Source organism: Yaniella sp. (assembly GCF_030453185.1).
GTDB lineage: Bacteria > Actinomycetota > Actinomycetes > Actinomycetales > Micrococcaceae > Yaniella.
Genome location: NZ_JAKDKW010000010.1, coordinates 38,546 through 51,011, shown reverse-complemented (window position 1 = coordinate 51,011; position 12,466 = coordinate 38,546). Strand labels below are relative to the sequence as shown.

The following is a 12,466-nucleotide window of genomic DNA, read 5'->3' as shown; positions in this document are numbered from 1 at the left end:
TGCTGTGCTGTTTGGGGCGTTTCAAGCGCTCACTGATATAGGTGTGGAAATACCAGCCGGCCAGGTCTGTATTGTCGTGGGACCTCCGGCCCCGGACTCTGCTTATTATGCGGTGATTGTTGCGCTCGGGGTGCGATCGCTGCCAAGGGCAGCGTGAAGCGGCCATGGCTGTGGGCATGACGCCGACAGGATCGCTTCGAGTCGTAGAAGTCCCACAATCGCTCGTAGCGATGCTGCCGTCTTTGGTCGCGCAGTTTGTGATTATCCTCAGGGACTCAGCACTGGGTTATATCATCGGCTTTTCTGAGTTACTGCGCTATTGTAGGCATCTTGGTGCCGGCTATGGCAACATTCTGCAGGCAATGGCAGTGGGCGATGGGGCATCCCCCGGGATGGTGAATTTTGCCGCGAATGCACCAGATGAACATGACAATATGTCAACTACATAAGCTCAGGCAATTATTCGCCAAGACCGGACGAAATGACGGCAGAACAGCCTAGCTTAGTGGCCTTTCGGCAAGGACTGCCAGGATTCCACGTCAGTCCAGGTCGAGGTGACCCGACGTTGAGTCGCATCATCAACAGGCGGCTGTGCCGGGGGAGTGTCGATCAGTTGTGTGTTAACGACTGCCAGTAGGGCGGCGGTTTCTTCTTCGGACAGGTGTGTGCCGTGGACTGTAATGCCGGTGGATTCAGGTTGCGTGGTCATAGAGGGATATTTCCATGCTTCTTGGCAGGACGGGATTGACGTTTCGCTGCGGTGGCGCGAAGTGCACGAACCACCTGAGCACGAGTTTCTGACGGGGCAATGACTGCATCAATATATCCAGAGTCTGCTGCCTCGTACGGATTCAGCAGTGCCGTTTCGTAGTCCTCGATCAACTCAGCGCGACGCGCTTCGACATCGTCGCCGGCTTCCTCTGTGGCGATGAGATCACGACGATACAAAATATTAACGGCACCCTGTGCGCCCATCACGCCAATCTGTGCTGTCGGCCATGCCAGGTTGAGATCGGCACCGAGTTTCTTAGAACCCATCACAATGTACGCGCCGCCAAAGGCCTTGCGCGTGATGATTGTGATTTTTGGGACGGTAGCCTCAGCGTAAGCATAAATGAGCTTGGCGCCACGACGAATAATACCGGAATGCTCCTGGTCCACGCCCGGGAGGAATCCAGGGACGTCGACAAGGGTGACGATCGGAATATTGAAGGCGTCACAGAAGCGCACGAACCGTGCCGCTTTTTCGGAGGCAGCAATGTCTAAGGTGCCGGCCAACTGGGATGGCTGGTTGGCAACCACGGAAACGGTGCGTCCTTCGATGCGACCCAGTCCAACAATGATGTTGGGAGCGTAGCGTTCCTGTACTTGCAGGAGCGCGCCGTCATCGACGATGGTGGCAATAACGTCCAACATGTCATAGGGCTGGTTGGCTGAATCCGGGATGATGGTATCGAGTGCCAGATCGTCAACGGTAGTTTCTAGATCCTGGTGGAACGTGGCTTCCTGGGAGATGAAGTTGTGGGCTGGAAGGTAATCCAGCAATTCAGAGACCCAGTCAAAGGCATCCTGTTCATCGGCTGCCATATATGCGGCAGTACCGGAGGTCTCATTATGCTGACGAGCACCACCCAGGGTTTCCATGTCGACTTCTTCACCGGTCACCGATTTGATGACATCAGGACCCGTAATGAACATGTGCGATGTTTGATCGACCATGACCACGAAATCTGTCAGGGCTGGCGAGTAGGCTGCACCGCCGGCGGCAGGTCCCATGATGATAGAGATCTGTGGGACCACTCCGGAAGCCATCACGTTATTGCGGAAGATATCAGCAAACATGGCCAGCGAATCCACACCTTCTTGGATGCGAGCGCCACCGCCGTCATTGATAGCGATCAGCGGGAAACCATTGGTTGCAGCAAATTCCTGGGTTTTAACAATTTTCTCGCCGTTGACCTTGGACAGCGAACCCCCAAAGACGGTGAAGTCTTGTGCAAAAACTGCCACATTACGACCGTCAATGGTGCCGTAGCCGGCGACGACGCCGTCGCCTTCTGGATGACGGGCGTCCATACCGAACGCGGTGGTCCGGTGGGTGCGCAGCTGGTCGAATTCGACAAAAGAGTCGTCGTCCAGCAGGGCGTCGATGCGTTCGCGTGCGGTTTGTTTGCCCCGGGAGTGTTGGCGATCGACGGGTCCTTGTCCAGTCGGCAACACTGCTGCTTCGCGCCGGTGGAAATAGTCTTCAAGTTTGCCAGCCGTCGTAGTGATGTCCGGGGTGGTAACACCCAGGTTTTCACCAGTGCGTTCGGGGTTGGTCAACGGGTCCTCCAGGGTAGAGTATGGCCTGTATCGTGGATAATACTACCGGTTGTATTTTGTGAAGGTTGTAGTGCGTGGCGAAAAAGGACCATCGATGGATCGCCTCAGGCGTGTATTGGGCTGATCAAGTAGCCTCCACTCAGGACGTTGTTGTAGCTGCTGACACAGATTTTGCTCATGGGGACGTGTTCGCAACAGACAACCAGACGGCCGGGCGAGGTAGACTGGATCGCCACTGGGATACCCCGGCTGGCACCGCTGCCGCCATGTCCCTGGTCCTTCGTCCCAACCTTGAGCCGCAGCTGCTTGGCATGCTAACACTCGTGGTTGCCGACGCGTTGGTGCGATGGTTTCGTGAACTTGGTGTGGATGCCGGCGTCAAATGGCCCAATGATGTGCTGGGTGCAGATGGCAGGAAACTGTGCGGCATTTTGGCGCAGTGGTTACCTCAAACCAATACCGTGGTGGTTGGTATAGGCACCAACTTAGAGTTTGGCGAAACCAGAGCCGTGGATACCGCTGCTGCGCTGGCCGACTACGGTGTGACTTTGGCGGCACAAGACTTTGTGAAGACAGCCCGCCAGCAGGTGATGGATGCGGTAGAAGAATTTGTCGCTGATCCGGTTGCACAGCGTGTAGAACCGACCATGTTAACGATCGGGCAGCGCGTGAAGGCGATCTTGCCGGATGGTAAAGATGTTGTCGGAACGGCTATTGGTCTGGGAAGGACGGGTAGCCTATTAATACAAGACGAAGCGGTGCACGAAGTTTTCGCCGCAGATATTGTGCATTTACGCCCTGCGTGACGCGGTGCTATTGGTTTCAAGGAGGGGCATGCGATCACATTATGTGACAGGTGAACACCTGCTGGTGCGCACCCGAGCGCACCCGTCGGTGCTAGTTCGGCCTGCCTGGAATCTGGTGCTCTGGGCCGCCGCGGCCGGTTTCATCTCGGGTGTGTTATCCAGCTACGCCCTGCCAGAATTTCTGCGAACCGCAGCGACGACCTTGACCACTATTGGTCTTGGACTCATCGCTATCGGCGTGTTTCTGAGCGTGGTACGTCCGGTGTGGCAGTGGTTGGTTTCTCGATATGAAATCACAACTCACCGGGTGGCACATAAACTCGGAGCTATCGCGGTCAAACGCCACTGGGTTGCCCTGCACTCGCTCGTCTCGCTACAAGTTCGCCAGTCACGCAGTCAGCGTCGCAAAGGATCCGGGGATCTACATTTGATGAACTCCCGCGGTCAAACGTGGGTATTGCATGACATCCCAAAAGTTTTAGAATTTCAGACGCTGGTCGATACAGAACGGTTTGGTTCCTATGGTCGGTACACCAGCGGTCCGCTCAGTGAAAGTAGGGGCATGTGAGCAACGATTCAACCGATGGTATCTACACGGATCCCACACCCACCAAGCCCCTGGACATTGTCCAATCGGGCTCACCGACATCTGCTGACCTCGGAGATGCCGAGCCATTTTCTGAAACCTGGACCCAAGCGATCAAGGTGCTCGACGAGGAACTCATCGGCGGCCCGCGCTATTTGACCCCACGAGCCCTCGCCAAGGAACTGGGTGTTTCTGTGGTCTCGGCTCGCAAGATCTGGCGTGCGATGGGCTTTCCCAATATTAAAGCCGATGAAAAGATGTTTACTGAGCAGGATGTGGCAGCAATGGCCACAATCGTGGAACTGGTGCGTGAAGATGTCCTGAACGAAGAAACCGCCATTTCAGTGGCTCGTTCAATCGGCCAGATGACCGACCGCATGGTGGTCTGGCAGATTGAAGCGCTGGTTGAAGACAAGATGAACGCAGAACAGCTTTCAGATCCAGTGGCTCGGCGTGAGGTCGTCCGTCTTTTGCCATCGGTGATCGAATCACTCGAAGACGTAGTCACGTACTCGTACCGCAGACAACTGAATTCGGCACTGCAACGCCTGACCGTACGGGTCGAAGCAGGCTTAGTGGCATCGGAAGAAGGGCGCGACGGTACAGAAGATGACGCGCCGTTGCCGTTAGCGCGGGCCGTTGGTTTCGCCGATATGGTTTCCTACACGGCGCTCTCTCGCACGATGAGCGAGCGCACGCTTGCGCAAATGGTGCAGCGATTTGAACAAACCTGTGCCGAAATCATCGCGGTCGGTGGTGGGCACTTGGTCAAAACCGTAGGTGATGAAGTGCTCTTCAACGCGGAAACCCCAGAAGCCGGCGCCGACATTGGCTTGGCGTTATCGCAGGCGCTGAGCGAAGACCCGGTGCTTCCTTCGGCTCGTGTTTCTGTGGTGTGGGGTCGTGTGCTCTCCCGCTTGGGCGATATTTATGGGCCCACTGTGAATTTGGCGGCCCGCTTGACTGCACTGGCCGACCCCGGGACTGTGTTGGTGGACCAGCTCACCGCAAACGTTCTGGCCGACGACGAACGGTATATTCTTATTCCACAACCGCCGCAATCGGTACGTGGATTTGGTCCGATTAATCCATCAATGCTCTTGCGCGGCGCCGGAGATGGGATAGAGGTTGACTAATGTATAGCTTTACGGCTGCAGCTGCTACACATGTGGGGCACGTACGAGACCTCAACGAAGATTCCTACCTGGTGCGCGATGGGCTGTTCCTGGTCGCAGACGGTATGGGCGGTCACGATGGAGGCGAACTCGCCTCAGCGGCCGTTGTCCAGACGTTTCGCCAAGCCTGGGAAGAAAATACCCAGCCATTAGAACTGGCCAGCTTACAGGAGTGGCTCACCCAGGCGAATCGCGCCGTATATGACATAGCCGAAGGGCGAGCAGGGACCACGTTGACTCTGTTAACCAACGTGTTCCACCAGGACAAAGACCAACTGGTGGTAGCGAACGTTGGAGACTCCAGGACCTATCGCTACCGGGCCAATGACGAAGCGTTCATCCAGTTGACCCAGGATCATTCTGCGGTGGCCGAGATGGTCCGGCTCGGCCAACTCACCGCAGAAGAAGCGCGTGAACATCCGGCACGCAACGTGATTACTCGAGCTGTTGGATCCTCGTTGCGGTTACTTGCCGACGTCGTCCTCCTGGACGCCGAAGTTGGCGACCGGTTTCTCCTATGTACTGACGGGCTGACCGGTGAAGTCGAAGACCAGGAAATCGGATTGGTGCTGGCATCAGCGTCATCGGTGCAGGATGCTGCAGATCAGCTGGTTGAACTCGGCCTGGAGACCGATGGCTCAGACAACATCACAGTGCTCGTCGCCGAAGTGACGGAGCAATAGCAGTACAATGTCAGGTGTGAACACTCCTGATCCTGAACTGCTGGAACGATACGAAGAGCTCAAAGACCAGGTGCGCTACCACCGCCGTGCCTATTACGTTGATGACGCCCCGGAAATTTCAGATGCCGCGTTTGACGCATTATTTCGTGAACTGGAAGATCTCGAGTCCTTACATCCCCAGATTGTGACCGGTGATTCACCAACCCAAGAGGTCGGTGGCAACGCAGTATTCTCTCCGGTTGAACACCTCAGCCAAATGTACTCGCTGGAAGATGTCTTCTCGGTGAGTGAGCTACAAACATGGTTCAGTCGGGTCGGTGGGGGACTGCAGCGTGTAGGGGCTGGCGATGATGTCGGCTGGTTAACTGAAGTGAAAATTGACGGCCTTGCTATCAACCTCGTCTACGAGAACGGGACCTTGGTTCGGGCCGCAACCCGTGGCGATGGCCGAGTGGGCGAAGACGTGACCCGTAACGTTTTGACCATCAAAGAAATCCCCAACCGTCTTGTCGGCGATGATATCCCAGAACAGCTCGAAGTGCGCGGCGAAGTGTTCATGCCGATCAAGGACTTCACCGAGTTCAACGAAGCGCGTGTAGAAGCCGGCGAGGTTCCCTTTGCGAACCCGCGTAATGCTGCTGCAGGTTCGCTACGACAAAAGAATCCGGCTGAAACAGCCAAACGCCCGCTGGCCATGTTTGTCCACGGGCTAGGCATCGTCTCCGGGACGACCATCACTTCTCAACACCAGGCATATGACCTGTTACAGCAGTGGGGATTGCCCGTCTCGCCATATACCAAACTGTTCCATGGGACATCTGACGAGGTCGCCGAACAAGTAGAGCATTACATTAGCTACTACGGCGAACACCGTCATGACCTCGTCCACCAAATCGATGGCATCGTCGTCAAAGTCGACCGCGTGACCTATCAGCAGCAACTTGGTTATACCTCGCGGACGCCGCGATGGTCGGTGGCCTACAAATATCCGCCTGAAGAAGTGCACACCAAATTGCTCGACATCCTGGTCAACGTCGGACGGACTGGACGAGTCACTCCCTATGCGGTTATGGAACCGGTGTTTGTGGATGGCTCTACCGTATCGATGGCCACCCTGCATAACCAGGATGTGGTGAAAGCCAAAGGCATCAAAATTGGTGACACCGTGGTGCTGCGCAAAGCCGGCGACATCATTCCAGAAATCGTAGGCCCAGTCATGCCGTTGCGTGGCGACGACGCCGTCGACTTTGTGATGCCCAGCAACTGTCCTGCGTGTGACACTGAACTGCGCTCCATGAAAGAAGGCGATGTCGACCTTCGTTGTCCAAACGCCGAAAGCTGCCCGGCACAACTTACCGGTCGCATCGAACACGCAGCCTCGCGCGGAGCATTCGACATCGAGGCTCTGGGCGAAGAAGCCGCCACCTGGCTCACCAATGGGCCCGGGCCCGACCCGGCAGAGAATTCCGGTGTTGTTGAACCCACCGGCGCAGGTGTATTAACCTCCGACGCCCAACTCTTCGAATTGGCTGAATCCGGCGATGAGGCGCTGAAAGCGCAGCTGGCGGATGTCTACGTATGGCGCCAAAAACGTTCCAAGGGCCAACCAACAGGCGGCTGGGAAAAGGTGCCCTACTTTTACACCCGGAGTGGCAACCCAACAGCCAACACCAAGCGGCTCTTTGAGGAACTCGAAAAAGCCAAACAGCAACCACTGTGGCGCGTACTTGTAGCCCTGTCCATTCGACACGTTGGCCCAACCGCGGCCCGAGCGATCGCCGCATCTTTCGGCTCCATGGAAGCCCTCCGTACGGCAGCATTGGCAGAAGACTACGAACGCTTCACCTACGTCGACGGCATTGGTGAAGTCATTGCCACAGCAGTCATGGAATTCTTTGCCACCGACTGGCGCCTAGCCATCATCGATGCCTGGGCGCAGGCCGGGGTGACCATGGCCGATGAAGTTTCCGAAAACTCAACGCTGTTAGAGGGCGTGACCATCGTTGTTACCGGAACGCTGGAGCAATACACTCGTGACTCGGCAAAGGAAGCGATCCTTTCGCGCGGCGGTAAATCCACCGGTTCGGTTTCCAAAAATACCGACTACCTGGTTGCCGGTGGTAACGCCGGATCGAAACTCACACGCGCTGAGGAACTGGGCGTGACAGTATTAGATGAGCAAGGATTCACCGAACTGTTGGCAGGAGAACGATGAAGGCTTTTTTAGCGGTTGCACGAGCTGCAGCACAGGCCGGTGCCGCCCAACTAGCCCGGCGTCCAGACAACACTGCACCGTTAGGCATTGAAGATTTGGGCGCAGAAACCAAATCTTCTGGTTCCGACTGGGTTACCGACTTCGATCGGCAAGCCGAAGACGCGATTCGCTTCGTGCTGCAATCGTACCGACCACACGACGAAATATACGGCGAAGAATATGGCGCCACAACCGTGGATGAACCCAGCGGATACCGCTGGTCAATCGATCCGCTAGATGGCACGACGAACTTCATTCGTGGGCTACCGCACTACTGTTCCTCGGTGGCAGTCGAATACCATGGACAATGGATTGCCGCAGCGATTGTCGCACCAGCTCTGGGTCGTTCGTGGTGGGCTGCGGCAGGATCAGGCGCCTACACCTCGATTGACGGGCCGCTGGATGTCGGTCTCACCGGTCGTCCTGCAGAACCAGTTCGACTAGCCGGGCCTGTGTTGGGTCGATCAGGACGTCTTTTAGCTTCTGGGTTCGCCTATGATTCCGCACGTCGGGTATTCCAATTTGAACAATTGCAGCGCATCTTAGGCGACGGCGACTTCGCGGATATGCGCCGAGCGGGTTCGGCCGCACTGGACCTCTGTTTAGTGGCCGACGGCACTCTGGACGCCTATGCCGAATACGGTTTGCAGGAATATGACTGGGCCGCAGGTGCACTCATAGCAGAAGAAGCCGGTGTACCCGTGCGTCGCGCAGCCTGGCCCCAGTCTGACACCACACCGGACTGGACACTCGCCGGCGATATCGGCATCCCGCACCCCGAGCTGGACCTGGATCCGCAGCATCCAATTGGGCGAACCACCCTCAACGGTACAGTTGATACCAATGATCCGGCGGGCTGGATTCAGGAACAGGCCGCTGCGTTCGGAGGACAGGACCGTGCCTGGACAGTTAAAAATTTCACCGTGGAGTGCGTCATCAGCTCAGGCATGGTGACCGTCACGGCAACTGGCCCAGCCGATGGCGTCGAGGCACTGAAGCAGCAGTTGAAAGAGGTCCGTTGGTAACCATCCGACCTGCTACGGTACGAGATTATCCCGCCGTTGCGGAACTGACATATCGAGCATATGTCGAATCTGGACACGTCGCCGCTTCAGATCCATACGCTGCACAACTGACGGATATTGAAGCTCGTGCAGCACAGCTTTTCGTTGCCGACGTTGATGGTCAAATAACCGGTAGCGTGAATATCGCCACCCCCGGGTCATCATTGATCGAGGTTGCCAACGGCAATGAACTCGAATTTCGCATGTTGGCCGTCCACCCGGACTACCAAGGTCAGGGCATTGGCCGTGCGCTAGTGGAGTTCGTGCTGGACTACGCTCGAAAAAACGACCTTTCCCAGGTGGTCATGACCACCATGGCCTCAATGACCACCGCCCAGGCGATGTACACCAGCTTAGGGTTCCAACGTGCACCAGACCGAGATTGGAATCTATACACCGCCGGTATCGTGGACTACGAACAAGGACTTGAAACCTTCTTCGTCTATGTCCACCCTTTAAACTTAGGACATCTAGTAAAGGAGAATCATGGTTGACAACATAGCAGCGACCGCCCATATAGCCCTGACGGAGGAAGATCGTCAACGTCTGATCACAGAGTTCGACCCGATTATTGCTTCGCTGGCAGTGACCGCAGATGACCAGCTACCAGTCACCGTTAACCCGCTGCCCGTCACCAACAAGCTCCGCGCTGACGTCGTCGCGAACGAGCTGTCCAACGAGCAGGCGCTCTCAGCAGCCCCAGAAGCCCAAGATGGACAATTCATGGTTCCCGCAATCCTGGACGGAGAATAATGCATCTCACACAACTGACTGCCACCCAAATGGCGGCAAAACTTCGTGCCGGTGAAACAACGGCCGTCGAGCTCGTACAAGCCCACCTGGATGCAGCCTCGACCGCATTCGTTTACATTAACGCTGACGACGCACTAGCTGCCGCCGCAGACGTCGATGCCGGCAACTATGATCATTCGCTGGCTGGTGTCCCGGTAGTCCTGTCGGATGTGTTGGTCACTGAGAACATGCCAACTGCTGCCGGATCCGCTTACCTCGACGGTTGGGTTGCCCCCTATGAAGCCACCGCTGTGGCGCGCCTACGAGCAGCCGGCTTACCAATTCTGGCCAAGGCTCGGGTTTCCGAATTCGGTATGGGACAAGACTCAGGAGCTCACGAAGCTGTAGCCAATCACCAAGCGCCTTTCGCAGTGGTGTCAGATACCGCAGGCACAGCGGGTCAAATTGCTGCAGAAACCGGCGTCGTCGCCGTCAAACCGACCTACGGTGCGATCTCGCGCTTCGGTCTCGTTGCAGCCGTCTCTTCGATGGACACTGTCACGCCGATTGCACGAAATACCGCTGATGCTAAAGCGTTGCACGAAGTCATGGTCGGGTCAGACGAATTGGACCCGACCAGCGTGGAATACGACTGGGACTTTTCCGCTGATTCAGCGATCTCAGGCAGCACCGTTGGCGTGCTGAATGAACAACCAGCCAACGTCTCTGTCGAATCCTGGGCAACATATCAGACCGGTTTGAAAACCCTGCAAGACGCTGGAATCGCCACGACTGAGATCACCATGGATACCCTGTCACAGGCATCTCAGGCAGCCCATATTATCGGGGCCGCAGAATTTTCAGCCAACCTGGCAAAATTCGACGGCATTCGCTTTGGGAACCGCGTTACTCCGGACAACGGCACGGTCCAGGACGTGATCATGGCATCGCGCGGTGCCGGATTCGGGTACGAAACCAAGCGCCGCATTATCGTCGGGACACACATGCTGTCCTCGGGGATCATTCACTCCCACTTCTATCCGGCACAAAAGATCCGCACAGCCATCATCAACGAATACAACACCGCGTTTAACACCGTTGATGCCATTGCCGTACCAGCGGCAATACAACAGGGCGAAGAATTCGAATCCACCAACGCAGGTATCGGTGCCTCATTGGCAGGCCTGCCCGCTGCAAGCGTGGCCGGCGTACACATTTGTGCACCAACCTATGCAGACGAACTGGTCTACCGCATCAGCGCCGTCGTTGAAACCACGGCAGGAGCAACAGCATGAAAACCGCATTACAAACCTACGAACCCGTTCTCGGCTTTGAAGTTCACGTAGAACTCAATACCGCGACCAAAATGTTCTCCACGGCCACCAACGCGTTCGGAGATCAACCCAACTCCAACGTGACCGCAGGGGACCTGGGAATGCCGGGCACCCTGCCAACCATCAACCAGGCCGGTATCGATTACGGCATCAAACTTGGTTTGGCACTGAACTGTACGATCGCGCCGGAATCTCGTTTCGCCCGCAAACAGTATTTCTACCCGGACCTGGGCAAGAACTATCAAACATCCCAGTTAGAACCGGCCATCGCTTATGACGGCTACGTGGACGTGGAACTCGACGATGGCGAAATTTTCCGTGTCGAAATCGAACGCGCCCACATCGAAGAAGACGCCGGCAAGCTCACACACATGGGTTCTACCGGTCGCATCCATGATGCATCAGCCTCGCTGGTTGACTACAACCGGGCCGGAGTGCCCCTGGTAGAAATTGTCTCGCGCCCCATCACCGGAGCAGGCGAACGTGCACCAGAACTCGCTCGTGCTTACCTGGCCACCATCCGAGACATCGTCAAAGCACTGAACGTATCCGATGCCCGCATGGAACGCGGCAACATCCGTTGTGACGCCAATGTCTCGGTGATGCCGATTGGATCTGAAACTTTTGGTACCCGCACAGAGACCAAAAACGTGAACTCCACACGCGCCGTCGCGGCTGCCGTGGAATCTGAAATCATTCGTCAGGCCAAAGCTTTAGACACGGGCGAATCTATCACTCAGGAAACACGTCACTGGGATGAAGAAGCCCGGTCTACTCGGTCCGGACGACCAAAATCTGATGCCGATGACTACCGGTATTTCGCTGACCCAGACCTGGTGCCAATCGTTACTGATGAAGCCTGGATTGAGCGCCTACGTGCTGAGCTGCCAGAGAATCCGTTAGAACGCCGCCGTCGTCTACGCGAGGAGTGGGCGTTTTCGGAATCTGAATTCCGCGACGTCGTTGCCGCCGGTGTACTCGATGAAATTCAAGCGACCATCGTGGAAGGCGCGACAGCTGAAGCAGCACGCAAATGGTGGATGGGCGAGATCGCGCGCATCGCCAATGAAAAGGGCGTCTCACCAGAAGGTCTAGGTGTTACCCCCGCCGATGTGGTCGAAATCGAACGTCTGATCGCCGACAAGACGATCAATGACAAGATCGCCCGCCAGGTGGTAGGCTATGTGGCCGACGGCGAAGGACGTCCCACAGAGGTTGTCGAAGCACGCTCACTAGCCGTGGTGTCTGACGACGGCGCTCTGACGACCGCGGTGGACGAGGCGATGGCCGCCAACCCGGATGTCGTTGAGCGCATCAAAGGCGGTCACATGCAAGCCGTTGGCGCCCTAATTGGACCCGTTATGAAGGCGACCAAAGGACAAGCCGATGCTGGCCGCGTCCGCGAAATCATTCTGGAAAAAATCGGCTAATTGAAGCCAACTTGTAGCGGGCAGTCCAATCCGGGCTGCCCGCTTTTTGACCGCAAACTGGCGTGCACCTGCGGCAT

At 56.5% G+C, this 12,466-nt stretch carries 13 protein-coding genes; 11 read left to right on the top strand and 2 right to left on the bottom strand.

Annotated features, from left to right (window positions below):
• Window positions 1-176: 176 nt before the first annotated feature.
• The gene (locus L0H14_RS03075; protein ID WP_367618697.1) at window positions 177-449 is read left to right on the top strand and encodes a hypothetical protein; all 273 of its coding nucleotides are present in this window, start codon (window positions 177-179) and stop codon (window positions 447-449) included.
• Between the two features lie 53 nt (window positions 450-502).
• Here L0H14_RS03075 and L0H14_RS03070 read toward each other — a convergent pair whose 3' ends face one another.
• On the bottom strand, window positions 503-709 hold the full coding sequence (locus tag L0H14_RS03070; RefSeq protein WP_301418295.1) for a hypothetical protein: 207 nt from the start codon (window positions 707-709) through the stop codon (window positions 503-505).
• On the bottom strand, window positions 706-2,325 hold the full coding sequence (locus tag L0H14_RS03065; protein ID WP_301418297.1) for an acyl-CoA carboxylase subunit beta: 1,620 nt from the start codon (window positions 2,323-2,325) through the stop codon (window positions 706-708). The genes L0H14_RS03070 and L0H14_RS03065 overlap by 4 nt, the downstream gene beginning before the upstream one ends.
• Before the next feature lie 74 nt (window positions 2,326-2,399).
• Here L0H14_RS03065 and L0H14_RS03060 point away from each other — a divergent pair, with 74 nt between their 5' ends.
• The 10 genes from L0H14_RS03060 to gatB are packed head-to-tail and all read left to right on the top strand — an operon-like array spanning window position 2,400 to window position 12,389.
• The gene (locus tag L0H14_RS03060; protein ID WP_301418299.1) at window positions 2,400-3,131 is read left to right on the top strand and encodes a biotin--[acetyl-CoA-carboxylase] ligase; all 732 of its coding nucleotides are present in this window, start codon (window positions 2,400-2,402) and stop codon (window positions 3,129-3,131) included.
• Between the two features lie 28 nt (window positions 3,132-3,159).
• On the top strand, window positions 3,160-3,699 hold the full coding sequence (locus L0H14_RS03055; protein ID WP_301418301.1) for a PH domain-containing protein: 540 nt from the start codon (window positions 3,160-3,162) through the stop codon (window positions 3,697-3,699).
• Window positions 3,696-4,853, top strand: a complete 1,158-nt coding sequence (locus L0H14_RS03050) for an adenylate/guanylate cyclase domain-containing protein (RefSeq protein WP_301418303.1) — start codon at window positions 3,696-3,698, stop codon at window positions 4,851-4,853. The genes L0H14_RS03055 and L0H14_RS03050 overlap by 4 nt, the downstream gene beginning before the upstream one ends.
• Complete coding sequence (locus L0H14_RS03045; RefSeq protein WP_301418305.1) at window positions 4,853-5,575, top strand: PP2C family serine/threonine-protein phosphatase; 723 nt, start codon at window positions 4,853-4,855, stop codon at window positions 5,573-5,575. The genes L0H14_RS03050 and L0H14_RS03045 overlap by 1 nt, the downstream gene beginning before the upstream one ends.
• 7 nt (window positions 5,576-5,582) lie before the next feature.
• Window positions 5,583-7,790, top strand: a complete 2,208-nt coding sequence (gene ligA, locus L0H14_RS03040; RefSeq protein ID WP_301421381.1) for an NAD-dependent DNA ligase LigA — start codon at window positions 5,583-5,585, stop codon at window positions 7,788-7,790.
• The gene (locus L0H14_RS03035; RefSeq protein ID WP_301418309.1) at window positions 7,787-8,854 is read left to right on the top strand and encodes an inositol monophosphatase family protein; all 1,068 of its coding nucleotides are present in this window, start codon (window positions 7,787-7,789) and stop codon (window positions 8,852-8,854) included. Before ligA ends, L0H14_RS03035 begins: the two co-directional genes overlap by 4 nt.
• On the top strand, window positions 8,848-9,387 hold the full coding sequence (locus L0H14_RS03030; protein WP_301418311.1) for a GNAT family N-acetyltransferase: 540 nt from the start codon (window positions 8,848-8,850) through the stop codon (window positions 9,385-9,387). Before L0H14_RS03035 ends, L0H14_RS03030 begins: the two co-directional genes overlap by 7 nt.
• Window positions 9,380-9,646: an Asp-tRNA(Asn)/Glu-tRNA(Gln) amidotransferase subunit GatC gene (gene gatC / locus L0H14_RS03025; RefSeq protein WP_301418313.1), complete on the top strand. Its 267-nt coding sequence runs from the start codon at window positions 9,380-9,382 to the stop codon at window positions 9,644-9,646. Before L0H14_RS03030 ends, gatC begins: the two co-directional genes overlap by 8 nt.
• A complete protein-coding gene (locus tag L0H14_RS03020) occupies window positions 9,646-10,920 on the top strand; it encodes an amidase (protein WP_301418315.1) in 1,275 nt (424 codons plus the stop codon). The genes gatC and L0H14_RS03020 overlap by 1 nt, the downstream gene beginning before the upstream one ends.
• A complete protein-coding gene (gatB, locus tag L0H14_RS03015; RefSeq protein WP_301421380.1) occupies window positions 10,917-12,389 on the top strand; it encodes an Asp-tRNA(Asn)/Glu-tRNA(Gln) amidotransferase subunit GatB in 1,473 nt (490 codons plus the stop codon). The genes L0H14_RS03020 and gatB overlap by 4 nt, the downstream gene beginning before the upstream one ends.
• Window positions 12,390-12,466: the final 77 nt, after the last annotated feature.

Bases quoted from the DNA above. Each gene is read 5' to 3' on its own strand.
- L0H14_RS03075 (WP_367618697.1), top strand. From the start codon at position 177: ATGACGCCGACAGGATCGCTTCGAGTCGTAGAAGTCCCACAATCGCTC.
- L0H14_RS03070 (WP_301418295.1), bottom strand. From the start codon at position 709: ATGACCACGCAACCTGAATCCACCGGCATTACAGTCCACGGCACACAC.
- L0H14_RS03055 (WP_301418301.1), top strand. From the start codon at position 3,160: ATGCGATCACATTATGTGACAGGTGAACACCTGCTGGTGCGCACCCGA.
- L0H14_RS03045 (WP_301418305.1), top strand. From the start codon at position 4,853: ATGTATAGCTTTACGGCTGCAGCTGCTACACATGTGGGGCACGTACGA.
- ligA (WP_301421381.1), top strand. From the start codon at position 5,583: ATGTCAGGTGTGAACACTCCTGATCCTGAACTGCTGGAACGATACGAA.
- L0H14_RS03035 (WP_301418309.1), top strand. From the start codon at position 7,787: ATGAAGGCTTTTTTAGCGGTTGCACGAGCTGCAGCACAGGCCGGTGCC.
- gatC (WP_301418313.1), top strand. From the start codon at position 9,380: ATGGTTGACAACATAGCAGCGACCGCCCATATAGCCCTGACGGAGGAA.
- L0H14_RS03020 (WP_301418315.1), top strand. From the start codon at position 9,646: ATGCATCTCACACAACTGACTGCCACCCAAATGGCGGCAAAACTTCGT.
- gatB (WP_301421380.1), top strand. From the start codon at position 10,917: ATGAAAACCGCATTACAAACCTACGAACCCGTTCTCGGCTTTGAAGTT.